28 protein-coding genes and 1 pseudogene are annotated in these 26460 nt (G+C 63.3%); 8 read left to right on the forward strand and 21 right to left on the reverse strand.

Going from position 1 to position 26460, the window contains the following annotated elements; translation table 11 throughout:
* Positions 1–56: 56 nt before the first annotated feature.
* The 8 genes from LT948_RS18185 to LT948_RS18220 form a co-directional block, all read right to left on the reverse strand.
* A complete protein-coding gene (locus LT948_RS18185; RefSeq protein ID WP_057387717.1) occupies positions 57–1331 on the reverse strand; it encodes a zonular occludens toxin domain-containing protein in 1275 nt (424 codons plus the stop codon).
* A gap of 3 nt (positions 1332–1334) precedes the next feature.
* The gene (locus tag LT948_RS18190) at positions 1335–1691 is read right to left on the reverse strand and encodes a DUF2523 family protein (protein WP_003114150.1); all 357 of its coding nucleotides are present in this window, start codon (positions 1689–1691) and stop codon (positions 1335–1337) included.
* A gap of 4 nt (positions 1692–1695) precedes the next feature.
* Positions 1696–2988 (reverse strand): attachment protein, encoded by a 1293-nt coding sequence (locus LT948_RS18195; protein WP_372239064.1) that lies wholly within the window; start codon positions 2986–2988, stop codon positions 1696–1698.
* 135 nt (positions 2989–3123) lie between these two features.
* On the reverse strand, positions 3124–3372 hold the full coding sequence (locus LT948_RS18200; RefSeq protein ID WP_003125072.1) for a major capsid protein: 249 nt from the start codon (positions 3370–3372) through the stop codon (positions 3124–3126).
* A gap of 12 nt (positions 3373–3384) precedes the next feature.
* The gene (locus LT948_RS18205; RefSeq protein WP_003115979.1) at positions 3385–3636 is read right to left on the reverse strand and encodes a hypothetical protein; all 252 of its coding nucleotides are present in this window, start codon (positions 3634–3636) and stop codon (positions 3385–3387) included.
* Between the two features lie 121 nt (positions 3637–3757).
* On the reverse strand, positions 3758–4192 hold the full coding sequence (locus LT948_RS18210) for a hypothetical protein (protein ID WP_031635504.1): 435 nt from the start codon (positions 4190–4192) through the stop codon (positions 3758–3760).
* A 515-nt stretch (positions 4193–4707) separates the two neighbouring features.
* Positions 4708–4998 (reverse strand): lysogeny maintenance protein PflM, encoded by a 291-nt coding sequence (gene pflM, locus LT948_RS18215; RefSeq protein ID WP_057387714.1) that lies wholly within the window; start codon positions 4996–4998, stop codon positions 4708–4710.
* A gap of 211 nt (positions 4999–5209) precedes the next feature.
* A complete protein-coding gene (locus tag LT948_RS18220) occupies positions 5210–5482 on the reverse strand; it encodes a hypothetical protein (protein ID WP_003115921.1) in 273 nt (90 codons plus the stop codon).
* 446 nt (positions 5483–5928) lie between these two features.
* On the opposite strand from LT948_RS18220, the gene LT948_RS18225 reads away from it, so the two are divergent.
* Together LT948_RS18225 and LT948_RS18230 are read left to right on the forward strand one after the other, a co-directional pair.
* Positions 5929–6264: a hypothetical protein gene (locus tag LT948_RS18225; protein ID WP_025297674.1), complete on the forward strand. Its 336-nt coding sequence runs from the start codon at positions 5929–5931 to the stop codon at positions 6262–6264.
* Positions 6265–6316: 52 nt separating this feature from the next.
* Entirely contained in the window at positions 6317–7408 is a 1092-nt protein-coding gene (locus tag LT948_RS18230; protein WP_124135598.1) for a hypothetical protein, read from the forward strand.
* A 60-nt stretch (positions 7409–7468) separates the two neighbouring features.
* Here the strand turns inward: LT948_RS18230 and LT948_RS18235 are convergent, their stop codons facing one another.
* The 4 genes and pseudogenes from LT948_RS18235 to LT948_RS18250 all read right to left on the reverse strand — a co-directional run.
* Positions 7469–7861: a hypothetical protein gene (locus LT948_RS18235; protein ID WP_025297673.1), complete on the reverse strand. Its 393-nt coding sequence runs from the start codon at positions 7859–7861 to the stop codon at positions 7469–7471.
* A 417-nt stretch (positions 7862–8278) separates the two neighbouring features.
* Complete coding sequence (locus LT948_RS18240) at positions 8279–8584, reverse strand: HigA family addiction module antitoxin (RefSeq protein ID WP_003111575.1); 306 nt, start codon at positions 8582–8584, stop codon at positions 8279–8281.
* Between the two features lie 11 nt (positions 8585–8595).
* Positions 8596–8874 carry a type II toxin-antitoxin system RelE/ParE family toxin gene (locus LT948_RS18245; protein WP_003113526.1) on the reverse strand — a complete coding sequence of 93 codons (279 nt, stop codon included), beginning with the start codon at positions 8872–8874 and terminating at the stop codon, positions 8596–8598.
* 52 nt (positions 8875–8926) lie between these two features.
* Positions 8927–9052: pseudogene (locus LT948_RS18250) on the reverse strand (phage integrase); the annotation flags it as partial.
* Positions 9053–9202: 150 nt separating this feature from the next.
* Between LT948_RS18250 and LT948_RS18255 the strand changes: the two are divergent.
* A complete protein-coding gene (locus LT948_RS18255) occupies positions 9203–11431 on the forward strand; it encodes a TonB-dependent receptor (protein ID WP_021264080.1) in 2229 nt (742 codons plus the stop codon).
* Between the two features lie 69 nt (positions 11432–11500).
* On the opposite strand, the gene can is transcribed toward LT948_RS18255, so the two are convergent.
* From can to LT948_RS18295, 8 genes are all read right to left on the reverse strand, one after another.
* A complete protein-coding gene (gene can, locus LT948_RS18260; protein ID WP_003095021.1) occupies positions 11501–12148 on the reverse strand; it encodes a carbonate dehydratase in 648 nt (215 codons plus the stop codon).
* 61 nt (positions 12149–12209) lie between these two features.
* The gene (locus tag LT948_RS18265) at positions 12210–13448 is read right to left on the reverse strand and encodes a C69 family dipeptidase (protein WP_023092962.1); all 1239 of its coding nucleotides are present in this window, start codon (positions 13446–13448) and stop codon (positions 12210–12212) included.
* Between the two features lie 198 nt (positions 13449–13646).
* On the reverse strand, positions 13647–14099 hold the full coding sequence (gene rimI, locus LT948_RS18270; RefSeq protein ID WP_003095025.1) for a ribosomal protein S18-alanine N-acetyltransferase: 453 nt from the start codon (positions 14097–14099) through the stop codon (positions 13647–13649).
* Positions 14096–14797, reverse strand: coding sequence for a protein TonB (locus tag LT948_RS18275; protein ID WP_073654283.1), 702 nt, complete (start codon positions 14795–14797; stop codon positions 14096–14098). The genes rimI and LT948_RS18275 overlap by 4 nt, the downstream gene beginning before the upstream one ends.
* Before the next feature lie 259 nt (positions 14798–15056).
* Entirely contained in the window at positions 15057–15593 is a 537-nt protein-coding gene (locus LT948_RS18280) for a DUF6160 family protein (RefSeq protein WP_023092964.1), read from the reverse strand.
* A 30-nt stretch (positions 15594–15623) separates the two neighbouring features.
* Positions 15624–16643 (reverse strand): hypothetical protein, encoded by a 1020-nt coding sequence (locus LT948_RS18285; RefSeq protein WP_023092965.1) that lies wholly within the window; start codon positions 16641–16643, stop codon positions 15624–15626.
* A 1-nt stretch (position 16644) separates the two neighbouring features.
* Positions 16645–17691, reverse strand: a complete 1047-nt coding sequence (locus tag LT948_RS18290) for a DUF6160 family protein (protein WP_003095033.1) — start codon at positions 17689–17691, stop codon at positions 16645–16647.
* Between the two features lie 204 nt (positions 17692–17895).
* Positions 17896–18498 carry a hypothetical protein gene (locus LT948_RS18295; protein ID WP_003095035.1) on the reverse strand — a complete coding sequence of 201 codons (603 nt, stop codon included), beginning with the start codon at positions 18496–18498 and terminating at the stop codon, positions 17896–17898.
* 284 nt (positions 18499–18782) lie between these two features.
* Between LT948_RS18295 and mksB the strand changes: the two genes are divergently transcribed.
* The 5 genes from mksB to LT948_RS18320 all read left to right on the forward strand — a co-directional run bounded on the left by mksB (position 18783) and on the right by LT948_RS18320 (position 26287).
* Positions 18783–20081, forward strand: a complete 1299-nt coding sequence (gene mksB / locus LT948_RS18300) for an Mks condensin complex protein MksB (RefSeq protein ID WP_003095037.1) — start codon at positions 18783–18785, stop codon at positions 20079–20081.
* The gene (mksE, locus tag LT948_RS18305) at positions 20071–20766 is read left to right on the forward strand and encodes an Mks condensin complex protein MksE (protein ID WP_003095041.1); all 696 of its coding nucleotides are present in this window, start codon (positions 20071–20073) and stop codon (positions 20764–20766) included. Before mksB ends, mksE begins: the two co-directional genes overlap by 11 nt.
* Entirely contained in the window at positions 20763–23609 is a 2847-nt protein-coding gene (gene mksF, locus LT948_RS18310; RefSeq protein WP_003141640.1) for an Mks condensin complex protein MksF, read from the forward strand. The genes mksE and mksF overlap by 4 nt, the downstream gene beginning before the upstream one ends.
* 111 nt (positions 23610–23720) lie before the next feature.
* Complete coding sequence (locus tag LT948_RS18315; RefSeq protein WP_003095046.1) at positions 23721–24728, forward strand: iron ABC transporter substrate-binding protein; 1008 nt, start codon at positions 23721–23723, stop codon at positions 24726–24728.
* A gap of 20 nt (positions 24729–24748) precedes the next feature.
* A complete protein-coding gene (locus LT948_RS18320) occupies positions 24749–26287 on the forward strand; it encodes an ABC transporter permease (protein WP_003121056.1) in 1539 nt (512 codons plus the stop codon).
* Between the two features lie 80 nt (positions 26288–26367).
* Here LT948_RS18320 and LT948_RS33350 read toward each other — a convergent pair.
* Positions 26368–26460, reverse strand: a 93-nt coding sequence (locus LT948_RS33350) for a hypothetical protein (protein ID WP_371915273.1), incomplete at its 5' end; no start/stop codon positions are given.

The raw sequence follows: 26460 nt of genomic DNA on the forward strand, positions 1-26460 counted from the left end.
CCACCAGTGATGCAGCGCCCAGCCCATCGCCACCGGGACGAGGAATTCCCAATCGATCATTTCTGCCTCCAGGGCCGCGAGGCGTATTCGGAATCGGGAACGATGGTCAGCGGCGTCTGCCCCTTCGGCGAGGCGCCCGCAGAGGCGGCGACAGGCGCTGCCGGAGCGATGCTGGCCACCGCGCCGGCCTGCCTCCCGGCACAGGTGACGGTCTGTTTCCAGTCCTCATAGCGAAGCTCTACGACGCACTCGCCCTTGGGCGTCACCCGGTAGCCGGAGCCGATCAGTTGCCAACTGGTGAGTTCCAGGCGCCGGCCCGTGGGATCCTCCAGGGCGAACAGGTAGATATCGCCCCGCGACTTGCGGTAGGCGTGGGCGAGGATGGAGATCCGTCGATCGGCGAAGGGATGGGCGTTCAGATCAACAGGCGCAGCAGCAGGCCCATCAGGTACAAGCCCAGGAGGAAGAAAGCTATTCGCAGCAGGACGCGCTGGAGCAGCCACAGCAGCGGGCGCAGCAGGGGCTTGAGCAGGGTCGCCAGGAGCGTCGGCAGGTGTCGCAGCAGCCGGACCGCCAATCGTGCGCAGAGGCCCCATATACCAGACAAAGCCAATAGTGCCGGCCAGCAATGCCAGTAGAAGAACCAGCTTAGGCGACCGGAAGAGGCTCTTGCCCGCCTTGGTGTCCTGGGTCTTGCCGGTGGCCGTGGACTGGTAGAGGGCGAAGGTCTGCTTTCGGATCCGCTTGTACTCGATGATGGTGCCATCGGCGGGCGGACGGTTGAGTTGGGCGTCATGCTGGGCCTCCTTGTAGCGGCCAGGGATGCCGATCACCGCGAGGTTGGAATGCTTGTAGGCCATCTCGCAGGTCATGCGGATGTCGTCGCGGATGTAGGAGATGTTCGGCGTGGTGAGGACAATGTCCCAGTTGAAATGCCGGTGCCGGGTCCAGGCGTCGAGCCAGCCCATGGGGCGGTCGGCCGCATGGGCCGCTTCCGGTCCACCGGGGTAGTCGAAGCGCTCGAGGTCTTTTTCCCGCCAGGACTTGGGAAACAGCAGTTGGGTTTCGTCGAAGATCAGGAAGGCCCCGCGGGGCGCCCACTGGAACCACGTGCGCATCTTTTCGAGGTCTTCCAGCGACTCCAGATCGAGGTTGATGATCTCCGCCGTGTTGGGCAGGTCCGGAAAGACCTGATAGGCCCGCTCCAGGGTGAAGCCGCGCACGTTGGTGATGATCACCCGCCCGTCTTTCAGCGCGGGCACGGCGTCATCTTGGATAGCGCCGGAGGTCTTGTAGGAGCCGTTGGGGCCGTGGTGGATCTTGATCGACACGGATCACCTCCCAATGAACGGCACGAAGCGCATGCAGAAGCGCGTCGCCGCCGCGACCATGATGATGTTCAGCGCCTGCGGCACGCCGAAGAAGGCCAGACCCGCCGCAATCGGCCCCGGCAGCGCGGCGTACATGCTGCGGATCATCTGCGGCACGCCGAGGCTGTCGATCAGTTCGCGGGCGGCGGTGTAGCTGACATCGATCAGCAGGATCAGGGTCTGGAGCGCGGCGTACATCGACGCCTTGGTGGCGACCACCAGTCCGTCGCGCACGAAGTCATAGATGCCTTGGGCGAAGAAGTCCCAGATCCACTGGAAGAAGGCGATGATCTGATCGAGAAAACCGGAGAGCCATTCCATAGGGTCAGTCCTTCAGCAGAATGAGGGCGGCGATCAGCGCGGCCATCAGCAGCAGCGCTACGCGCAGGCTGGAGAGTTGGCCGGCGTAGTCGGAGATACAGAGGGAGTAGGACTTGCCCCAAATGGTCATGGGCTCGCAGGGCAGTTGCCCGCCGCCTTCCGCCAGGTTGAGGTCGAAGGCACCCTTCATCTGGTCGACGTTGGCCTTCACTTTGGTCTTGAGTTCTTTCTTGGCTTCCTCGACCTTCTTTTCCCAGGTGGCGATGGCGTCATCCCAGGTGCCGGGCGTGGGTTCCTTGAGTTCGCCGCCGGGGCCTTCGGGGCCGGTGGAGCAGTTCTCTTTCGCCGGGTCGCATGTACCGTTGCCATCGCCGCCCGTGCCGCTGCCGTCACCATCGCCGCTACCATCGCCCCCGCCGTTGCCGTCCCCTCCCCCGCTGCCGTCGCCGCCATTGCCGGTGCCACCGTCATTGCCGCCGCCGTTGCTGTTTCCACCGCCATCGCCATCGCCGCCGCCGTCACCATCACCGCCCGGCGTGGTCGGGTCGGTTGGATCCGTGGGATCGGTCGGGGTCTTGACGCAGGTAGTCCCCGACCACGACCAGCCGGGCGGGCAGCCGGGGTCGTTCGGGTCGGAAGGATCGGTGTTCGGGGTGTCGGGCGGGTTCAGCGAGTCGCCGGTCTGCGCGAAGGTGTAGGAATCGGCACCGCAATTCTGTCCGGTGCCCTTGAGGATGTAATTGCAGAAGCCGGTCGTGGTGGAGCCTTTGACCAGATAGCAACTGGCCGGGCTGGGGTTGCCGCCGTACTCGCAGCTTTGATAACAGGCGCTCGGTGCGCCGCCGTCGCCGACATAGTTCCGCCCGCCCGAGGTGACAACAGGCGAGTCCGGGCCCTTGGCCGGAAACAGTTCGCCTTCCTTGCACTCTTCGGGTGGCGGCTTGCAGGCACCGTCGGCCGGATCGAGTTCTTGCTCTGGAGGACAGCTATCGCCAGTCAAGATGGCAGTCTTCGTCTCCCAAGTGATTCCACCAGTACCCGAAACACTGCACTGAACTTCCTTGTAGCTCAGTTTGTTGACTTTCTTTAGCCAGTTGGCCGACGTGTTATCGAAGTAGTACTGGCATGCCGCCGTATAGGATGGAAAGAAGGCCGTGGGATTTCCGGGGATGGAAATCTTCCATTGGTAGAAGTCCGCGCTCGCCAAGGGATGCCACAGCAGCGAGACCAGCAGGCCCAGCAGCGGAAGAAGTCGGCCAAGGCCGGAACGTGTGTTGTTACTCATCCAGTCACCCATGAAAAAGCCCCCTGCCGGAAACTCCGGAGGGGGCTTCCGCCTCGGTCTGTTCGGTTAGAAGAATTCGCCGGTCCGGTACCCGGTGATGAAGGCGCCGGCGAAGAACGCCCCCAACCACACCGACCAGAGCACCCGTTACGCCTTGCGCAACATGCTGTAGATCAGGCCGGCAACGGCCAGGATCACCAGGGCGCCGACGATGTAGCCGCCAATGGCCTTCATATCGCCCTGGCCATCGGTGATCGCCGATTCCACCGCGCTGGTGTCGATCACCCCGGCGAAGGCCGGCAGCGAAGTCGCGGCAGTGACGGAGCCGGCGATGCACAGGTTGCGGAACGAGGCGACCGGGCTGAACTTGGCGATGCGTTGCTTCATTGCTTTCATGGTGTTTCCTCTCTACTTGGCTTTACGAAGAAGTGACGCGACCCAGCCAATCAAAAGCCCCGTCACGAACGATCCCAGGACGCCAGCGGCACCGATGCCGAAGGCTTCCGGGGAGAAACCACCGTTGACCAGGATGTCCACGTATCCAGCGGCCTCGGGCGGAATCAGGTAGGCCTGTTGCCATGCGAGTTCGCGACACGCCATGAAGCCCTCGGGAGTCGAGGTCCACGCGGTACACACCTGCACAGCGACAACACCTGACATAGCGATCAGTCCTCAAACAGCCAGGGAGGCCGCTAGGCCGTCGATCCAGCCCCAGGCGTAGCCGGTGGCCAGACCTACCGCGAACAGCGAGAGATAGCGGAGCATCGCGGCCTCCTACGGCTTACGCCTTGGCGTCCGGAGACTTGTCTTGTTTGTCCTGGCCCTGCGGCTGCTGGGCCGGGCGCGGGGCTTGGGCCTGTGCTTGCGGACGAGCCGGGGCTTGGGCGGTCGGCGCGGTCGGCTTGCCACTTACGGCCAGCAGATCCACGAGGACCTGGGTATTGGTGATCCGGCCGAAACGGTCTTGGGTCGGACGGACCACGCTGGCGAACTTGCAGAGCACCGGCTGGCCTTCGAAGACGATGGCGTCCAGCAGGGTCGGCTCGATGTTGTATTCGCTGATCTCGAAGCCCTTGGCGTTGCCACGGGCACCTTCCGGGATCGGGGCGATGGACTGGACCGAGGCGTAAATCTCCCCGGTCTTGGTCGAGGTGTAGGTGTCGGTCTTGGTGACCCACAGTTCGACGACGCCGCCTTGGGTTGCAAACATGTTCATCGGTGTTTCTCCTTCAATTCGCCTTTTTCGGCGTGAGTTGTCCCGCTGCTGCAAATTCGGCTGTTTCGCCTTCATTCAGCGGTGTTGGGTGAAAGTGATGTGTGGGGCGATCCCTTCGGGCCGGGCTCTATTCGCTAGCGAACCAAGCCAACCACGGGTGTTCGTCTCAGCCCATTCGAGTAACGGTCCCTATCGCAACGTCGTCGCCGACGGCCAAGGGGAACGCTTCCCCTTGGAACCCGCAGAGCAACACCAAGGGCTCTGCCCTTGTCATCCCGCTCTTGCCGCCGAGGGCTCGGAAGCGCGGGGCGGAGAAGCTGCCCCACACTCCCCAGCGGAGGCTGTTTCAGGGGGGAGGCGTTCAAGGGTGCGCTCCGCCCGTGCTTCCGTTCGCCGGAACGGTAAAGCTGTTCCGACGAGCCGGGAGCGCGGCCCTTGACCGGATCGGCCACGGTGCGGGCGGCCTGGATCAGGCAGAGCAGGAGCAGCGCTTTCAAGGTGTCAGCGAGCATGGGTCAGCCCTCCAGTTGGAATGCTTCGCGCACGGGCACGAAGGGCGTAGGTTTCCCGCTGTCGTACACAACGTGCCAGTACTTCGGCGGACGCCGGGACGGGTCGTGTTTCGCGCAGAAGGAACGGGGACGGCAGAACCAGCGGCCATCTTCCAGATAGGGCAGCCCAGGGGGCCGGCAGTCCGGACACGGCGACGGGCTGTGCAATGGGATGGCCTGCCTTGCGGACCAGCACACAGAGCAGGCGCAGTCCGGGGCGTGGGTTTGGCGCAGGTAGTAGGGACTGGCGGCCATGGTTCATGCCCTCACCCCACGGATGCGGTACACCTGCCGAGCGCGTTCGCGGGTCAGGCCAAAGGAGCGGCGAGCTTCCCCTTCGGTCGGGAAGACAGCCACCGACTCTTCGACCCAGCGCTGGCATTCCACGCGGGAAATGCCCTGATGGACGCGATGCCAGCGGCGTTGCCGAGTCGGGCCGTGGAAGGTGCAAATCTCTACGAGGTACTTAGTCACCGTCGTAATCCCCCTGGCAGAAGATCGACTTGCCCCGGTCGAGGTCACGGCGGATGCGATGCAGGTTCACCACGCGGCGGCGACCAATCTTGGCGGTCGGGATCGTCTTGGTTTCCACCCAGCCCCGCACCACGTCTTCCGTGATGTCTTCCAGGCCCAGCATCTGCGCGAAGACTGCCTGCGAGCAGAACGGCGCGGTGCGGAAGTCCGTGACCTTTTCCACAGCACCTGTGACGGTGAACCCCACTATTCCAGACTCTTCCATGCGAACCCCCTATAATCCCAAGCTGCTACCACTCAAGCCATTTGAGTAACAGTTACTCATGAGTGAATATTACTCATGCCGACCAACTGAGTAAACTCTACTCCGATTGAATTTTTCACTTATGGATGCAGTTAGAGATAGAGCGCTTCAATTGATACGGACCGTGGGCCCGAAACACTTGAGCGAGCTAGGTGGAAAAAACTACGAACGCTGGAGAAATATCAGCGGCGGAAAGATCAGGATCAGTACTGAGGAAGTCGGCATCCTGGCAGACGCCTTTCCGCAATATGCCTTGTGGCTGATATCTGGAAGAATCGAGCCCCAAAACGGCCACGTAAGCCCGGCATTCGACGAGGCAAATAAAAACTTAAGCAGTCCCAACGCGGGATAGCGATCACCAGGAGAGCAGCGGAACGCTGGTTCGCTTCAAGGATAGGAGAGAGGGAATGAGAGCAGTTGCATCCACCATCGTACTTTTGACGCTGTGCGGCTTCGCATACGCAGAAGAATCCAAGCCTTTAGCGACTCAGGCCGGCGAGGCGACAGCACCCATCGCGGAGGCTATCGGCTCAGGATTCAGCCGCATCGTTACCGAGTTCATGGCAGGTACAGATGGCATGGCAGGTGACGCCGCAAGGGAGAGCCTCAAGATGCAGGACAAACGCGACAGGGAAGCAAGTAGAGGCGTGCGGAAGACCATGAAGGAATGTATTAAGCCTGGGAATGTTATCGATGATGACGTGAAAGAATGCACTGAAGGGCTACGAGAAAGAACTTGGTAATCAATATTAACAATAAATACTCTATTCCTATAGCACCAGTAGAGAAACTAAGATGGCTGAATTGAAAGATGCAAAGGAAGGCTTCTTCTCTTCCATAAAGGTCAAACAGAACCTTAAAAACCTTATATCAAAAATATCATCCGAAGACATATCATCGGACCCAGAGACCGCCTTCGTTAAGTACTTTATAACAAAAAGCTTACAACTCATGCTAGATCACGAAGAAGAGTTTAACTCTCTCTGTGCATTTAACATAAAAACGATAGGCGATGGACTAATAAGCAATTCAACTCTGGCATCAATAGATTTAAACAAAAATATATTAAGTTCATTATTCTCCATATGCTACAGATTCCTAGTCGAGTTCGAGTTCAACCTCAACACCGAAAATAATGACATAACATCGACACTAAACTCCATTCGCTTTGGGGAGCAAAAGCTACCAGCAGAGTTTGAAAAATCTGTCAGATACGCCGAACTCTTCATGCCCGCAAAAATTCTAAAAGACGCGCAAAAAGATCCTTCCATATCATCCATTAAAGAGTTCAACGAAAACGTTAAAAAATTTCCAGAGTTACAGATACAATTCGAGAAAGACCTCGACAATCGAGAAAAGCGCATAACAGATTTACGCACTACCCTTCAAGAATATAAATATGCCTATAACTTTATAGGACTCTACGACGGATTCAATTCACTAGCAGAACAAAAGCGTAGGATGGCATGGGCACACGTCGTCGGACTAGTAATAATTGGGATATTGATGCTTCTCCCAGCCTCAATTAAACTATACTCACTGATAACCTCAGAAGAAAACTTAAACACCAACCCATCAATAAACATTCAGCTTATAATATCCATCGCCGCCATTGAACTTTTACTTCTTTATTTTTTTCGAGTAATCCTACAAAGCCTAAGATCAATCAGAGGTCAATTATTGCAGCTAGACCTAAGACGCTCGATCTGTCGCTTCATACAATCATATGCAGAATATGCAGCCGACATAAATAAAAACAACCCCCCTCTACTAGACCGTTTTGAAGCCCTAATTTTCAGCGGAATTGTTGCCCAGGAAGACAACATCCCATCCACATTCGACGGAATGGAACACTTGACAAAATTGATAGAGAGCGCTCGAAAATAGCACTAAAAATAGGTGGCCATATTGAAAGACTTCTTCAGAAAAAACACGTTGCAGTAGTGCCTATAACGGGTCACTGTTCGTTATAGCTGGTTCGCTCCATGAGAGTACGCTCACGCAGGCGTTCTGGCCACCTACAAAGTACTCTCGAACGTCTTTGGTCCATTGGCCGACAAACCCGCTCCTTGAGCACTCTTGCTCCCACCAGCCGCCAGCGGTCACCTCAATGACCAAGCCGGGAACGTGCCCCCAGAATTCTCCCAGGTCCCCTTCATCAAGAACACGGAAACCTTCGACACCAGGGAAGGCGATTTGCCAATGCACATCAGATTCAAGGTCGCGAACCTCCACCACCAAGGAGTTCACGTCGTAGTGCACTCCCACGACCTCGGCCATTTTGCAGACCAAACTGGTTACCGCCACACCAGTAATACGGGGTAGATCTGTCGGGTTCACTCTGGTCTTCCTTGCATGCCCGAATAAGAGGTGACTACATCATAGCGCCGGTATGAAATAGTGGGGCCAAACAAGCTAACCGCAGATCTGAAAGGCCCGAAATATGGACCTCTGAGGGTGAGCGATGGTCACTCCATGCGATTCATAATGCTGATGTCCCAGGTTCAAGTCCCGGTGTAGCCACCATATTTTTCAAGGGGTTAGCGTAAGCTAACCCCTTTTTGTTTTGGTCGGCAGACTACAAACCGTCTACGCCCCCTTTACCGATTTACGGTTCGCATAAAAAAGCCCCGCATCTNTAAGCTAACCCCTTTTTGTTTTGGTCGGCAGACTACAAACCGTCTACGCCCCCTTTACCGATTTACGGTTCGCATAAAAAAGCCCCGCATCTGCGGGGCTCTACGATCAACGTCACCGCTATCCCTGAGCAAGCAGCGGCTCAATCTCATGTTCGATCTGCTCGCCATTCGCCGCATAAGCAGTTGCTAACGAGTACTCACTCTGGAGATTCATCCAGAACTGAGCGGACGTATCAAAGTAACGCCCCAGACGAATCGCCATATCTGCGGAGATACCACGCTGCTCACGAACGATATCATTCACTGTCGGAGCGGAGACTTTCAAAGCGCGTGCTAGAGCAGCTGGAGAGATATCCAACTCCATCAGAAACTCATCGCGCAATATTTCCCCAGGATGGATGGGGCGCATACCATTGGTAGCCATGGTCCACCTCCTCAGTGGTAATCAACTATTTCGACTTCTTCGGGACCCGCATCCGTCCAGACGAAACAGACACGCCACTGGTCATTGATCCTGATGCTATGTTGGCCCGCCCGCTTTCCCTGCAACGGCTCCAAGCGGTTTCCAGGTGGAGAGCGCAAGTCTCGAAGCTCCGTAGCCGCATGAAGCATTGCGAGCTTACGCGTAGCGACTGTGAGGATCGCTCCCCACCGCCTCGAAAGACCCGTCTCAAAAAGCTGACGAGTCTCGTCGCAGCGAAAGGTCAGAATCATTCATTAACCCTTAACGTTAAGCGTTAATTTCACTACAGATTACCACAGATCCTCATGTGGTCAATTTGTAGCCAGACTGAGTAATCGGAGAAAAGCGCATCGCCGATTCCAAGTGCTCCGGCGTTAGGTGCGCATACCGCATCGTCATCGAGGAATGCCCGAGGATCCGCTGTAGGGCCACGCCATGCGCAGCGCCCCGTGTCAGGCATTTCATCTTGCTTTGGAAGCCAGGCATGCCTCATTGAAACAGTTCGAATCATTTGATAATCATTATCGATTTGTTTAGCTTTGCCGCCCATCAAAACAACAGCAACTCGGACATCTCCTCATGCCCCGCTCCATCCCTTCGCGCCCGGCTCCCCTGGCGCTTTCCCTGTCCCTCTTCGCTTCGTTTTCCGCTCCTGCGCTGGCTGCCGATCCGGTGGAGCAGCAGATGGTGGTGATCGGCTCGCGCGCGCCGACCAGCATCAGCGAGTTGCCCGGCACGGTCTGGGTGATCGAGCGCGAGCAACTGGACCAGCAGACCCAGGCCGGCGTGCCCCTGAAGGAGGCGTTGGGACAATTGATCCCGGGCCTGGATATCGGCTCCCAGGGTCGTACCAACAACGGCCAGAACCTGCGCGGACGCAGCGTACTGGTGATGATCGACGGGGTGTCGCTGAACAGTTCGCGGGGCATCAGCCGGCAGTTCGACTCCATCGACCCATTCAACATCGAGCGCATCGAGGTGATGTCCGGCGCCAGCGCGGTGTACGGCGGCGGCGCCACCGGCGGGATCATCAACATCGTGACCAAGAAGGGCGTCGGCGGCGACACTCGCTTCAACACCGAGCTTGGCGCCCGCAGCGGCTTCCAGAGCCACGAGGATCACGACCTGCGCGCGGCGCAGTCGATCAGCGGCGGCAACGACCTGTTCAACGGCCGCCTGGCCATCGCCTACCAGAAGAACGGCGCGGCCTACGACGGCAGTGGCGACCAGGTACTGACGGACATAACCCAGACCGACCTGCAGTACAACAGGTCGGTAGACCTGATGGGCAGCCTTGGCTTCACTTTCGCCAATGGCCACAGCCTCGATCTCGGCCTCCAGTACTACGACTCCGGCTACGACGGCGACCGCGGCCTCGATCTCGGGCGCAACTTCGATGCCCTGCGCGGACGGGCACCCTATTCGATCAAGGGCGGCGTCGACCTCGACCGCGAGCCGGAAAGCAAGCGCCATCAGTTCAACGCCACCTACCATGCGCCGGAAGTGCTGGGTCACGACCTCTACCTGCAGGCCTACTACCGCAACGAGAAGATGGCCTTCAACCCCTTCCCCACCATCCGCTACAGCAATAGTGGCGCAATCAACTACGGCACTTCCTACTACTCGGCCTCGCAGCAGGACACTGACTACTACGGGATGAAACTGGCCCTGGTGAAGACCTGGGAGCGCGCCAGCCTGACCTACGGGGTGGACCTGGACCGGGAAAAATTCACGTCCGACCAGATGCTCTTCAACCTGCCGCTCGCCGCCGCCAGCGGCGGGCTGGTAGCCAGTGAACAGGCCAAGCTGGGCCGCTACCCGGACATCGATACCGACAGCCGCGCCTTCTTCCTCCAGGGCAGTTGGAAGGCCACCGACGACCTGACCCTGAGCGCCGGCGTGCGGCGCCAGTCGATGAGCACCGACGTCAGCGACTTCGTTGCGGCGAACCAGCAGATCCTCATCGCCAACGGCCTCGGCAAGACCGCCGACGCGGTTCCGGGCGGGAGCAAGGACTACGACGTCAACCTGGTCAACGTCGGCGCCATCTACAAGCTGAACCTGCAACAACAGGTCTGGGCCAACTACAGCGAAGGCTTCGAGCTGCCGGACCCGGCCAAGTACTACGGTTTCGGACGCTACGGCGCAGCCGACGGCAATGGCCACTACCCGCTGTTGCAGGGGGTCAGCGTGAACGACTCGCCGCTGGACGGGATCAAGACCAAGCAGGTCGAGCTGGGCTGGCGGCACACCGACGGTGCCCTGGATACCCAGGTGGCGGCGTTCTATTCCTGGTCGGACAAGAGCATCAAGTACGACTCGAAGACCCTGGCGGTGCTGCAGCAGGACACCAAGAAGCGCAACTACGGCCTGGAGGGCCAGGCTACCTACTGGCTGGACGATCACTGGCAGGTCGGCGTCAACGGCCTGGCCATCCGCTCCCAGGAGAAGGTCGACGGCCGCTGGCTGAAGCAGGACGTGACCTCGGCCAGCCCGTCCAAGGCCGGCGCCTTCGTCGGCTGGAAGGACGACCAGCGCAGCCTGCGCCTGCAGGGCGTGCGCACCTTCAACCTGAACGACGAGCCGGGCAACAAGATCGACGGCTACGCGCTGTTCGACCTGCTCGGCACCCAGGCGCTGCCGGTGGGCACCCTCACCGCGGGCATCCAGAACCTGCTGGACAAGGACTACACCACGGTCTGGGGACAACGCGCGCAGGTCTACTACGGCGGGCTCGCACCAGCGGGACTGTTCGACTACAAGGGACGGGGGCGGACCTACAGCCTGACGTATAGCGTGGAGTTCTGAAGCCGTCCTCGACAGTTCCCCTGTCCCTCCAGGGAGAGGGGAACGCGCAGGGAAGAGCTTCCGCCTCTCTCAGCAGCAACCGCCCAGCGGACTCAAGCGATACTGCGGCGGCAACTGGTCGAGGCCGCTGACGGTGACGTTGAGGTTCTTCCACAGGCCATCCTTGATCCCGTAGATGCAGCCATGCACGGACAGCGACTGGCCGCGGTGCCAGGCGTTCTGGACGATGCTGGTGTGGCTGACGTTGGCCACCTGCTGGATCACGTTGAGCTCGCAGAGGCGATCGACGCGCTCCTCCTCGGTCGGCAACTGCTCCAGGTGCTCGCGGTATTCATAGGCGAGGTCGCGAATGCTGCGCAGCCAGCCGTCGATCAGGCCGAGCTGGTCGTTGTGCAGGGAGGCGCGCACGCCGCCGCAGCCGTAGTGGCCGGTGACCAGGATGTGCTTGACCTTGAGCACGTCGACGGCGAACTGGATCACCGACAGGCAGTTGAGGTCGGTGTGCAGCACGACGTTGGCGACGTTGCGATGGACGAACAGGTCGCCGGGCAGCATGCCGACGATTTCGTTGGCCGGCACCCGCGCGTCGGAGCAGCCGATCCAGAGGTACTCGGGGGTCTGCTGGCGGGCCAGCTTGGCGAAGAAGTCCGGGTCTTCCTGCTTGATCGCTTCGGCCCAGCGGACGTTGTTCTCGAACAGTTGCTGCAAGTCGCTCATGGCATGCCCCTCGTTTGACCGGTGCAGCACCTTACGGAAGGCGATGCCCGTTTGACAAGCGTCACAGCGCGGCGTGGCTACGCCACCAGCGCTGCTGCGCCAGCGGCTGCATGGCGACCTGATCATGCCAACAGGCGTGCCAGGCTGCGGCGTCCTCTGCCAGGCGCGGCCAGTCGGGCTGTTCGAGGTCGGCGAAGAGTTCCCGTTCCAGCCAATCGCGGCCGCTGCGCAGGAGCCGGCGGAAGGCGCGGTCGGTGAGCGCGCGGCGGTGCACCCCCTCGAAGCGCCACCAGGGAGACTCCTGTACCGCCTCGCGCGGCTGGCTGAGCACGGCGGCGCCGGAGGCCGGATCGAAGGACAGCGGCTGGAACAATCCCAGGCACGGCGCCGAAGTACCGGTAGCGGCCAGCAGCGGGCCGTCGTCGCGCAAGCGGGCGACCAGACTGGCGGTGGTCTGCGAAGGCCGCCAGAAGCTGCCGGCGTGCATGCATACCTGGCGGTTGTTGTGGCGGCGGAAGTGGTCCCCGCGCGGGCCATGGTGGCGCAGCGCGGCGAACAGCGCGTGCCAGTCCGGCTCGCCAGGCAGGCTGTCGAGGAAGCGCTGGTTGATCCGACAGCGCCGGTGCGCACCGCCGACCCAGGGTAGCAGGCGGGTGTCGAAGACCCGCGCGAAGTGGAAGTCGCCGCGACCATCCCAGCAGCCCTGGCGGCGAGCCTGGTCCTCGAGGTCGCGGCTGCACAGGTCGAATTCGTGGCCAAGGGTCAGGGCGTTGGAGATGGCCCAGCGCTCGACCTTCTTCGCCACCCACAGGTTGCCGGCGGTTTCCAGCACCCAGGCTTCGCCGGGGTCGGCGATGAGAAAGCTGTTGTCGTAGCGGATGCGCTTGTCGCGGTAGCCGGCCGGGCCGCCCTGGCCGTAACGCTGCAACAACCCGGTGATCACCTCTAGCGCCTCACGGGCGCTGGCGCCGCGCTCCAGTCCCAGGCGCAGCAGGTCCATGCCGAGCAGCGCGGTGCCGCGCTGACGGGTCAGCTTGGTGAACACCGCTTCGTTGCCGATGGCCACGCCGTGCTCATTGACGCCCATTTCCGCGCCCCAGATCCAGCTCGGCTGGCTGATCACCAGCGCATGCCGCTGGGCGGCCTGGGGAATGTCGAGGTAGGTGGTGCGCAAGCGCGCTTCCGGATCGTTGCGCACCGCCGGCAGGCGCAGCAGACGCTGCGGTTCGGCGGGCTCGCGGTCGCTGTTCTTGGCGAACCAGGTCTGGCCCTGGTGGCGAAGGATCAGGGTGTCGCACATGGGGGGCTCCAGTCTGCGCATCCTGCCACCGGCCGCTGTCGACCTGACTTCGCACTCCCGCGAAGGGTTACCGCATGAAGGGACCTGCCTGCGGTATGCAGGCGAGAATCGGAATGCTGGTAAGGGTACGGCGGTGCCAGAAGGCCAGCCAGCTACTCCAAGTGATAGCTAGTTGCCGGCAGGGAAGCGGAGCAAGCCTCAGTCGAACAGGGTACAGGCCATGACCAGGGCGTCTTCGCGCCCACCGACGGCGGGGTAGTAGTCGCGACGGCGGCCGATCTCGTTGAAACCGTAGCGTTCGTAGAGGCGGTAGGCGGCCTGGTTGGAAGCGCGCACTTCGAGGAAGCATTCGCGAGCCTGGTGGCCGGCCGCCTCGCGCATCAGGTGTTCGAGCAGGCGCAGACCGAGGCCACGTCCCTGGCTTTCGGGCTTCACCGTGATATTCAGCAGGTGCGCCTCGTCGAGGATGATCTGGATGACACCATGGCCGACCTGCTGGCTACCCTCGAACATCAGCCAGCAATGGTAGTTCTTCAGGCCTTCGCTGAAGATGCCACGGGTCCAGGGGTGACTGAAGGCGGCATATTCGATTTTCAGCACGGCATCGAGGTCCGCCTCGGTCATCGGGCGGAAGGAAATCGCATCGCTCATTGAATCTCGCTCGACCAGCGCTGACGGACACGGCGCATAGCGCGCCACAGCTCGCCCTTGAGGGCGGGTTCTTCCATGAGGGCTTCCAGGCCCGGCACGGCCCAGGTTGCGCCCAGACCGTCCACCTGCAGTTCGCGGAACAGGCTGCCCTCGTCGCCCTCGCCGGCGAAGCGGATCGCCGGCAGGCCGACCAGCCACAGGCAGCGGCTACGCTCGCTCTCCTCCATGCGCGCGGCGACGAAGCTCTGGACGAACTCCAGGGCCGCCTGCGGCCCCTGGTCGAGGTTGCCGCGCGCCAGCAGCGGCCAGCGTACCGGTTCGCCGATCAACCGCGGGCTGTCCGGCAGGCCGGCGGCGCGCAGCAGGTCGCGCAGCAGCAGGTAACCCGGATCACGGCTGGCGAAGGGTTCGCCGGTGGGCAGTTCGACCAGCAGGGTGCAGGAGCCCGCCTGCAGCAGTTGCAAGGCGAAGCGCGGCGGCGGGGCCTGGACCGCCGGCGGCTCGGCCGGGGCCTCTTCGACCGGCGCGACCAGCTCGGCTTTCTTCGCCGCCGGGGCTCCCGGCTTCGGCAGGCTGATCGGGATCCCCCGGCCTTCCGCGGGCGCGGCGGGAGCCACGCTCGGCGCGCTGGCCGGCGCCTCGGCTTGCGGGACGCGGGCCTGCGGCGCATCGATCGCGGCGCGCGCACGCACAGGCACCGCCGGCTCTTCCCGGGGCGGGGTCTCCAGCAACTCCGGCCGCGAAGGTGCGGCGAACGGCAACGGCTGGCGGGGCAGCCAACTGGTTATCTGCATCGCGCCCAGGAAGGCGCGGCGACGCTGTTCTTCGATCAAATCTCGGGCACCGGCAATTAGGCGATGCGCGGGGACGGTTTCGCCCCCGGCGTTCAGGCAGGCAATGATAGCGGTTCTTCGACCTCGGCGGAGCGGCTTTGTCCCGCCATGCGACGGTTCGCCCTCAACGCGGGGCGACGGTGAAGATGTTGACGTTGCCCTGCAGCTTGAGGGTGCCGTCGATGCGTGCGCTGACCAGGTTGGTCTGCACCAGCCCGGGATCGGTACCGCGCGCCTTGTTGGCGCCAGCGATGGTGAAGCGCAGGTCCTGGAAGCTGGTGTCCTTCAGGCCGACGCGCAGCACCGGGCGGTTGAAGGCGGCGCCGTCGCCGCCGAAGCCGTCCTTGATGGTCACCACGTCCAGGGTGACTTCGTCGAAGCTGAACTTGCCGCTGATATCGTCGATCACCAGGTAGTTGTTGCCGCTGCCGGCCGGCTGGATCGCCAGGCGCGCGCCGCAACCGCCGGCGCAGCGCGTCTGCGAAGGATTTTCCTGGAGATTGAGCGAGGCGCTGATGCTGATCCCGGCCTGGCCGACCACGTCGTCCAGATCGCCATCGCCCAGCGAGCGCAACTCGGCCCCGGCCGAAGCGCTGAACAGCAGCGCCAGCGCCGCGAGGATGCCGATGCCGCCTGCCAGTGGATGAGTCTGCTTGGCCATGTGCTGCGTACCTCGTTTCGCGCCGCCACCTCAGAGGTTGTGCGACGTCACCTTCAGGTAGTTGAAGCTGAGCCCGGATATCTCGTTGCGGCCCATGTTGTAGCCGCCGGTCGGTACCTGCCCGTAGCCTGGCCGGGTACCGCCGATGTTGAGGTTCTCGATCACCAGGCTGGTGCGCGGCGCATTGGCGTAGAAGTCGGCGGCGTTGGCCAGGGTCAGCTTGGGCAGTTCGAAAGTGAAGTTGCCGTCGGCGGTGACCGAGAACAGCAACGGCTGCGACTTCCCGTAGCCAAGCGCGACGCTGGCATAGGCGTTGGTCAGGTAGACGGTGCGCGCGGCCTGCTCGGCGGCGCTGACGCAACTGGGCGAGCCAGCACCGCAGGACATGATCTCGAAAGTCTTGGCGTAGAGGTTCAGGCGCATCTCGCCAACCAGTTGGCTGCGCGCGTTGGCGCCCCAGAAGCGCAGGTAGGACCCGTCCATCGCCAGTTCGGAGAAGTCCAGGTTGAGCACATCGGTGCGCGTGGAAGTGACGCCGAAGTCGAAGCGGATGCCGGCGTCGACCTTTTCGCTGGCCCGACTCGAGCAGTTGCTGCCGGCACCGGCGTAACCAGCGATGCACGGCTGTCCACCGGCGCCGCTCACCAGGCTGGGGAAAGCCAGCTCGATCACGTCCGCGGTGTCCGGCAAAGTGCTGACCACCCGCCCGTCGTCGAGCTGGGTGGTCAGCACCGAACCCTTGGCCAGATTCAGCTTGAACGGGAAATTGAGACGGCCGAGAGTCACCGGCGCCAGGGTGCTGCCCTTGTTGCTGCCAGTGGCGGCGACGTACAGCTCCTTTACCGTGATCGGCACGTTCTGCCCGGTGGCGGTGTTGGTCACGCCATTGATCGCGATGGTGGCCTTGTTGCCGTCGACCATGGCGCTGTCGAGGACGAAGCCGATGCCGGCACCCTGCACGTCCGACAGTTGCTCGTCGTCGAGCGCTGTCATCTCGGCATGGGCGAAGGGGGCGGTCAGCAGTGCCGCGAGCAGGCAGGCGCGACTCATCTCAGCAGCCCTTGTTCAGGCCGCCCAGGCAGGTGTCCTGCCGTGGAATGCCATTGAAGGCCTGACCGAAGTCGACCTTGATCGGCGCCGTTCCATCGGCGTTGCGCGACATGTTGAGGAACGCACCGGCCAGCGCGGCGACCAGCTTGGAGGGATCCTGCTGGTCGCGCCACTGGACGTTCTGGCTCTGCATCGAGATGAAGAAGCCTTTCGACGAGTCGATGAAGTTCTGCGCGTTGTTCGGATCCACGGTGCCGATCGGGAACGACTGGTACTGGGCCAGGTTGAAGCAGGTCTGGGCGCCCATCAGCTTGCAGTCGTTGGAGGTCAGGAAGGGCAGCAGGACGTTCACCAGGCTGCCGATGATGGTGCTGTCGTGCATGTCCAGGGCCGTGCCGTTCTTCAGGCCGATCATGGCAGCGCGGATCGGGTCGGGGTTGCCGGAGCTGTTCACCAGCTCTGCCTGGGCGGTGTACTGAGAGCTGCCGGTGAGAGTGATGGCGGTCTTCGCCGCCAGGCAGTCGAGGGCCAGCAGGCCGCAGGAAATGCTGCCTCCCAGTTGGCTGCCGGTGCCGTACAGGTCCACCGGCACGTTGCCGGTGAGGGTCTTGATATCGCCCGAGAGGTAGCCCTTGGCTTCGCCGAAACCGATACGGATGCCGACCATCTTGCTGCCGTCGTAGGCGAACTCGATGTAGGGATTGCTGATGAGGAACGGGTTGATCGCGCCGGTGGCGTCGTTGACCGTGCCCAGGGCGAAGTTGTCGATGGCGATGTCGGCACTGCCGGCAAGCTCGCCGCTGCGGTTGTACTGGCCCAACTGCAGCTTCTTCATGTTCAGTTGGGTCTCGATGTCGGCGCCGAAGTTGATGCGGGTGAAGTTCAGTCCGTTGGCGGCGTCGGTGGTGAGGTTGATGAAGGCCTGGCCGACCACGTCGGAAAGCTGGTCGTCGTCCAGCGACTCCATCCTCGCCTGGGCGGTGGCAGCCAGCAGACCGGCGCCGCAGAACAGCGCGCAACGCAGCAGGAAGGGCAGACGACGGGACATGGGCTCACCTCTTGTTCTTCTCGTGGCCGACGGCAGAGACACTGCGACCTGTAGTCACTATAGAAAGCCCCGGGCGAATCGGGGCCGACCCATAGTCGAGAAAAACCGCCGAACGACGCGGTCGCCGCGCTCGCTGCAGCGGATGAGCGGTCGCTCGGCCAGGATGGATGTTACCCATCGTCACACGGGGGTAACGTCAGCCCTTCACTGCTGGCGGAACAGACCGATCAGATGGTCGGCGATGGCACCCTTGATGGCGTTGAGGCTGAGCAGGGAGTGTGCGCTGAGGCGGGCGGGGTTGATCCGGTGCAGGTGCAGCGAGGGCATGCGCGCTTCGTACTCGCGCAGGTCGCCCTTGACCAGGATCGGCAGGAACACGTCGTCGTGAGCCTGGTAACGCTGGATCAGCAGTTTCAACCCTTCCTGGAACGGCAATTCCTTCGACGCCACCAGGCGGTGCTCGCCGGGAATCTTCAGGTAGAGCCCGCGATAGCCCATGGTCTCGCCCGGCAGGATATGGATCCCGGTGGGCTCCACCGCGGCCAGCGGGATATCGTGGAAGGTGTCGTGCCAGGCCTGCTCGCTGGGCAGGATGGTGATGCCGCCATGGTCGCTCTCGGGAATCACGAAACTGTAGTTGCTGTAGAGCTTCTCGACATAGGCCGAGTAGATGCACAGGCGGTTCTCGAAACGTTTGAGGAAGGCGATCGCCTCGCTGCGGTTGGTGATGGCATCCAGGTCCCAGGCAAGGTCACCCTGGTTCTGCAGTTCGGCCCAGCGGGCCTCGGCGTAGGCGGCGTCGTTCAAGAGTCGGCATTCATTTGGAATAGACAGGCCAGGGGTCTTCAGCAGAAAGCGTGCCAGCCCCTGGAAGCCCCATTCCCCGGACCAGGCGGGGCAGGAAAGTCCTTACGCAGTCATAAACTGCCGCTTTTCGACACCTCAGTGATAGCCAGATGCCATCCACCGATACCGGGCCCGTACCTGCGCCGCAGACGTGTCGACGGCCTGCATCGCACTCATCGGCGGCGTCTGCGTCGCCCGTGCCTTTGCAGTACAATCGGCGCTTTTTCCACGGATCGGCCCTCCCGATGATCGACCCCCGACGCGTACTGCGTGCGCTTGCCGAACACTGGGCCCTGCTCGAGCCTCTCTGCGAGCGCTTCGATGCCGGCACCCTGAGCCTGGCGGAACTGCGCAGCCAGTTGAACACCCAGTTACCGGAAAGCAACCCGGCGGAAATCACCGCCCTGCTCGACCAGTGGATCCGCCTGGATATCCTGGTCCCGGTGGCCAAGAGCCCCAACCGTTTCGAGCTGAACGCGCAGATCCACGACTTCCTCGCCTACCTGCGCCACGAGCATCGCCTTGGTCTGTGCCTGGAGATCGAGGCCTACCTGCGCCATCTGGAGCGCCTCGCCGGGTACATCCAGGACGCCTTCGAGACCCGCGACAGCCAGGACCTGGCGCGCCAGCTGCGACTGCTCGACATGCGCGTGCGCGATGTACTGAAGAAGCTCGGCAATGACGAGCAGGCACTGATCGGCGTGGCCGAGCGGGCCAAGACCAGCGACCGGCAGATTCCCCTGGCGCAGCGCTACGCGGAGGTCCTGGCGACCTGGGACGAGTACGTCGAGCCGATGATCCAGCTGGTCAGCGCCGACGGCGCCTTCGAGCAGGGCGTGCGGCGGGTCGAACAGGTCCTGCTGCGCCTGCTAGGCGAACAGCAGCGCCTCGGCCACCTGGTCGACGACGACCTGGTGCTGCGCACCCACGCGCGCATCCTCGAGATGCAGACCAACGCCCAGCTGACCCTGCGCCGCGCCCGCGAATTATTGCTGCCGCTGCGCGAGGAAGCGCGCCGGCACAACGCGGTGACCCGTGGCGCCGCCCTGGCGCTGGCGGCGATCCGGCGCAAGGGCCTGGATGCCGTGCCGCAGGCGGCGATGCCGCTGTTCACCCGGCCGCAGAGCACCTTCCTCGGCACCGCCTCGCAGGTCGAGAGCTACGTCTTCGCCCTCGCCCGCTTCGAGCCGAAGCCGGCGCAGTTCCCCAAGTCCAGCGGCACGCGCAAGAGCAACGGGCCGGCGCGACCACCACGGACCGCGCGGGAAATGATCGAGCGCTGCCAGGCGGCGCTGCCGCTGCCGGACCTCATGCAATGGCTGCTGGCCCAGGAACCGGACGGCGCCACCGACGAGTTGCTCTACTGGTTCTCCCGGCTGTCGCGCGACGCGCGCTTCCAGCGCGAACGCCTGCAACGCCGCGAGTACGAAACCACCGAACATTGCGTCAGCCTCTGCTCCTTCGCCCTGAACCCCGCCGCCAAGGACAAGGGCCAGGCCAGGGACGCAGACACCCTTTCCGCGAGCGAAACCCATGCATCTTGATCTCTCCGAACTGACCCAGCTCGCGCCGATCTTCCGCGAGCTGTTCAAGGGCTACCACATCAGCCACCGCGACCCCGAGCTGTACACCCAGCTGTCCTCGCACCAGGACCAGTACCGCGGCCTGTTTCGCGCCATGGGCTTCGAGCTGGTCTGCGACACCCGCGGCTTCTACTACTTCGTCCCGGAGCAGGTCGGCGCCCAGGTGAACAAGACCGCCCAACGCCTGGCGCTGTTCACCTTCATCCTCGTCGAACACCTCGCCGACCAGGGCCGCGACCCGCTGTCCGTGCTGGACGGCGGCAGCATCGGCCGCGAAGAGCTGCCGCCGCTGCTGGAGAAATACCGCGACCTGTTCCTCCAGGCCGAGGTGCAGACCCAGGAAGAACTGGAAGAGAAGGTCATGCGCCGCCTGACCCAGCTCGGCTTCGCCTCCGAGGACAGCGGCGTGTACCGCTTCATGCCGCCGATGCACCGTTTCCTCGACGTCTGCCTGTCGGTGCAGCAGGACCGCAACCTGTCCGCCAGCCTGCACGCCGACCTGCCGTTGCAGACGCCGGTGCTGGTCGATGACGGCGAGATCGAACCGCTGATGGCCAGCGACGAAGAATTGTCCGAAGAGAGCGAGGAAGACGCCCTCGCCCGCGCCATCGCCGAAGAACACGCGCAACAGGAGGCTGACGCATGAGCCAGACCCGCTACGGCATCCGCCGCTTCGCCCTGCTCAATACCGCCGGCTACAGCCTGGGTATCTTCCCGCTGGAAAACCCGCTGTCGATCTACGGCGCCAACAACCTGGGCAAGAGCGCCTCGATCAACGCCCTGCAGTTCCCGATCCTTGCCCGCCTGTCGGACATGAGCTTCGGCAAGTACAGCATGGAGCAGTCGCGGCGCTTCTACTTCGCCTCGGACACCAGCTACATTCTCCTCGAACTGATGCTGCCCCACGGTCCGCACGTGATCGGCGTGGCCGGGCGCGGCCCGGGCGGCGGCTTCGGCCACCAGTTCTTCGCCTACGCCGGCGAGCTGAGCCTGGACCACTACCAGAAGAACGGTACCTGCCTGCGCCAGCGCGAGCTGTTCGCCAACCTCGAGCGCGAAGGCATCAAGGCCTACGAGGTGAAGCCGGAAGAGCTGCGCCGCCTGCTGGTCGGCGGGCACACGTCGATCCCGCTCGACCTGACCATGATCCCGCTGCGCTCCACCAGCGAGCAGAGCCTGAAGACCTTCCGCTCGCTGTTCATCAACCTGCTGCACATGCGCGAGATCACCGCGGCCAAGCTCAAGCAGCTGTTCCTCGACGCCTTCGAGCACAGCCTGCGCTCGGGTAACGTCGACTACATCGCCGCGTGCGAGGAGGCGTTCCGCGACGTGCGGCGGATGGAGCAGGACTACCAGGCGCTGGTCGCCGCCGGCCCGCTGGTGGAAGCCCTGGCCAACGGCGTGACCCAGCGCGACGTACTGCGCGGCAAGATGCACCGCCTTTCGCCGCTGCTCGACAGCCTGCTCGGCACCTGGCACGACTACGCCGGGGCGCGCCGCGAGGAACTGCTGATCCAGCACGATCAATACCGCGCCGAGCAGGACGGCCTGCAGAACGAACAGCGCGGCGGCACCCAGGAGCTGATGCGTCTGGAGCGCGAGATCGCCGGCATCCAGCGCTGGCTCGGCGAGCTGTCGGTGCTCAAGACCCGCTTCGCCCTGGTCGACGACGCCAAGGTCCTCGAACAGCAGTTGCTCGCCGCCAAGGATGCCCACGACGAACTGGCCGGCGCCCTGGCCCATTCGCGGCAGTTCTCCAGCGAAGACCTGGAAGAGCGCCTGCGCGACCTGGAAAAACGCCTGAAGAACGTCCGCCAGCAGCTCGAACACGCCGACAACAACAGCTACGCACGCCTGCGCGAGGAGTTCAGCCAGCAGGACGTGGAACGCCTGATGCGTCTGTTCAACGGCGCGCTGTTCAGCCTGCCGCTCGGCGAGAACGGGGTGAACCTGGATGACGGCGACGTCTGGGTGAAGAGCGTCGAAGCCATCCTCGACCACTTCAAGGGCGAGCATTTCGAAGCCCCTGGCCTGAGCATCGACCTGTCGCACATCGAACCGCCGGCGTTGCAGGCCCTGGCCGACCGCGCCGCCCTGCGCGACCAGAAGGAGCGCCTGGAGAAGGAGCTGAAGCAGCTCAAGACCCAGCAGAGCGTCGCCGCCGACCGCGCCGCGAGCAAGGCCCAGGCGGAGAAGCTGTACCAGGACGTGCTGGATGCGCAGAAGGCCCTGGAAGACTTCCGCCGCACCCAGACGCTGACCGCCGAGGAGCCCGAGAAGCTCGCCGAACTGGCCCAGCTGGAGGCGTCCCAGGACGAACTCAAGCGCTCCAGCGACGCCTTCGCCGAGCGCGTCCAGCAGCTCTCCGCGCGCCTGCAACTGGTGGCCCGGCAACTGGGCGACCTGGAGGCCAAGGAGCGCACCCTGGAAGATGCCCTGCGCCGCCGCCAGCTACTGCCGGCCGACCTGCCCTTCGGCACGCCGTTCATGGAGCCGGTGGACGACTCGCTGGACAACCTGCTGCCGCTGCTCAACGACTACCAGGACACCTGGCAGGCGCTGCAGCGCATCGACGGGCAGATCGAGGCGCTGTACGCCCAGGTGCGCCTGAAGGGCGTCGCCAAGTTCGATAGCGAAGACGACACCGAGCGCCGCCTGAAGCTGTTGATCAACGCCTACGCGCATCGCCAGGACGAGGCCCTGACGCTGGCCAAGGCGCGCCGCGCGGCGGTCACCGACATCGCCCGGACCCTGCGCAACATCCGCAGCGACTACGACAACCTGGAACACCAGTTGGCCCTGTTCAACCGCGAGATCAACAAGCGCCAGGTGTCCAACCTGCAGAGCTTCCGCATCGTCCTCGCGCCGAACAAGGATGCGCTCAAGCACATCGACCAGATCATCCACAGCGCCGGCCAGTACGAGGAAGGCGAGAACCTCTCGGTGTTCGACCTGACCCAGAGCGCCGAGCAGGACGCGAAGAACGAGGAGGCCAAGGAATACCTGGCCCGCCTGGTCGCCGCCAACCACAACCAGTTGGGCCTGAAGGACCTGTTCGAACTGGCCTTCGAGATCACCAAGGTCAACGGCCAGCCGATCATGCACACCGACATCGACGGCGCCGCCTCCAACGGCACCACCATGACCATCAAGGCGCTGACCAACATGTACCTGTTGCTGCACCTGATGGACCGCGAGCAGGCCGGGCGCGTGCGCCTGCCCTACTACCTGGACGAGGCGGCGGACATCGACGAGCGCAACCAGGCCGCGCTGCTGGAGACCAGCCTGCAACTGGGCTTCGTGCCGATCCTGGCGAGCGTGAAGCCGCAGGTTTCCGCACACGTGGCGATCGACCTGGAAGGCGGTAGCGGCCCGAACGGCATCTATATCGACGAAGCCGACTGGAAATACATCCGTCGCCGGGATGCCGCCGCCAGCGGCGAAACCCGCGCAGCCAGCGAGCCGGAGGAAGCCGGCGAACCGGCGTGAAGCGTCTGCCACGGCCCTGCCTGACAGGGCCGTGGACTTTTCCGATAGGCCCGAAGCTCCCGCGAAGATATAATTGGTTACATTCGCATTTGTAACCCACGGGGAGAATCCATGCCTGTTCGACTTCTCAACCGTTTCCGCCACGCCGCCCTGGCGTGCCTGCTCGGTTCGCTTTCCCTCAATGCGGCGGCCGATCCCGTCACCCTTACCCTCTACAATGGCCAGCACGCCGCCACCGGTATCGCCATCGCCAAGGCCTTCCAGGACAAGACCGGCATCCAGGTGAAGATCCGCAAGGGCGGCGATGGCCAGCTCGCCAGCCAGATCACCGAGGAAGGCGCGCGCTCGCCGGCCGACGTGCTCTACACCGAGGAATCGCCACCGTTGATCCGCCTGGCCAGCGCCGGCCTGCTGGCCAAGCTGGAGCCAGAGACCCTGGCCCTGGTCGAGCCGGAGCACGCCGGCGGCAACGGCGACTGGATCGGCATCACCGCCCGCACCCGGGTACTGGCCTACAACCCGAAGAAGATCGACGAGAAGGATCTGCCGAAGAGCCTGATGGATCTTTCCGATCCGTCCTGGTCCGGCCGTTTCGGCTTCGTGCCCACCAGTGGCGCCTTCCTCGAACAGGTCGCCGCAGTGATCAAGCTCAAGGGCCAGGAGGAAGCCGAGGATTGGCTGACCGGCCTGAAGGCCTTCGGCTCGATCTACACCAACAACGTCACCGCCATGAAAGCCGTGGAGAACGGCGAGGTCGACATGGCGCTGATCAACAACTACTACTGGTACACCCTGAAGAAGGAAAAGGGCGAGTTGAACTCGCGCCTGCACTACTTCGGCAACCAGGACCCGGGCGCGCTGGTCACCGTCTCCGGCGCCGCAGTGCTCAAGTCCAGCAAGCACCCCAGGGAAGCCCAGCAGTTCGTCGCCTTCATGCTCAGCGAGGAAGGCCAGAAGGCGATCCTCAGCCAGTCCGCCGAGTACCCGATGCGCAAGGGGATGCAGGCCGATCCGGCGCTGAAGCCGTTCGCCGAACTGGACCCACCGAAACTGACCCCGGCCGACCTGGGTGAGGCCAGCGAGGCCCTCAGCCTCGAACGCGACGTTGGCCTGAATTGATCGGCGCCGCCTCCACGCCCGTGCGCCTGCGCACGGGCTCGCGCCGGCGAACGCCATTCTGGCTGTTCCTGCCGGTCCTGCTCCTCGCCCTGCTGGCCAGCCTGCCGCTGCTCTACGTCGCGGCCAAGGCCTGGGACGCCGGCTGGCACAGCGCCTGGCAACTGCTCTGGCGCCCCTACGTATTCCGCTTGCTGGGCAACACCCTGTGGCTGATGTTCGGCGTGACCCTGCTCAGCGCCCTGCTCGGCCTGGCCCTGGCCTGGTGCGTCGAGCGCAGCGACCTGCCGGCACGGCGCTTCTGGAACGTGGTGCTGTGCCTGCCGTTCGCCATCCCCGCCTTCGTCAGCAGTTTCACCTGGGTTTCGCTGAGCCCGATGTACGAAGGCCTCGGCGGCGCCATCCTGGTCATGACCATGTCCAAGTATCCGCTGGTCTACCTGCCGGTAGCGGCGACCCTGCGCGGCATCGATCCTTCCCTGGAGGAGTCGGCGCGGATGCTCGGTCTGTCGCGGCGCCAGGTGTTCCTGCGGGTCACCCTGCCGCTGCTGCGCCCGACCCTGGCCGCCACCGGGCTACTGGTGGCGCTGCACATGCTGGTGGAGTTCGGCGCGCTGTCGATCCTGCGCTACCAGACCTTCACCACAGCCATCTACCAGGAGTTCGAACTGGAGTTCAGCAACGCCACCGCGGCGATGCTCTCCTCGGTACTCCTGGCACTGTGCTTCCTGCTGCTCTGGCTGGAGTTGCGCATGCGCGGCCGCGGCCGCCTGGTACGCACCGGCCAGGGCAGCGCGCGGCGGGCCGAACGAGTCCGCCTGGGGTTCGGCAAGTGGCCGCTCCAGGCGCTGCTGGCGACGCTGGTGCTGGTCGGTACCGGTATCCCCCTGGTGATGCTCGGTTATTGGCTGTACGAAGGCTCCTCGGCCAGCTTCCCGCTGATGGAAATCGCCTCGACCCTGCTTTCCTCCCTGTCGCTGGCCTTCGGCGGGGCCCTGCTCAGTTGCCTGCTGGCGCTGCCCGTAAGCATCCTGGTGGTGCGCTACCCCGGCGCCCTGGCGCGCTGGACCCAGCGCCTGCCGTACCTGCTGCAAGCGTTGCCGGGACTGGTGATCGCCCTCTCGCTGGTGTACTTCTCGCTGCACTACCTGCCAGCCACCTACCAGACCACCGGCTTGCTGCTGGTCGCCTATGCCCTGCTGTTCATGCCGCTGACCCAGGCACCGATCCGCGTGGCCCTGGAAAAGGCCTCGCCGCAGTTGGAGGAAGCCGCCCGCACTCTCGGCCAGACGCCCTTGATGGCCTTCCTGCGGATCACCCTGCCGATCATCTCGCCGGCCATCGGCGCCGGCTTCGTGCTGGTGTTCCTCGACACCATGAAGGAACTGACCGCCACCCTGGTGCTAGGTCCCACCGGGCTGTCGACCCTGGCCACCTCGGTCTGGGTGCACACCGCCAACCTGGAGTACGCTGCCGCCGCACCCTACGCCGCGCTGCTGATCCTGATCTCCGGCTTGCCGGTGTACCTGCTGACCACCCGGGCGCATCTCAGCACTCACTGACACCCACTCCCCAGCATGCATGCATGAACGAAAACGCCGCTTACCCAGGTAAGCGGCGTTTCTTTTTGCCGATCCGACAATCAGCGGCGGGCGGTTTCCTTCAGAGGAATCTTCGGCGCCCACTCCAACCATTCGTCATTGGCCGAATCGAACAGGGCGAAGGTCTGCCCCGG

The sequence above is a fragment of the Pseudomonas sp. CP-1 genome, from assembly GCF_021213715.1.
Classification (GTDB): Bacteria; Pseudomonadota; Gammaproteobacteria; order Pseudomonadales; family Pseudomonadaceae; genus Pseudomonas; species Pseudomonas aeruginosa.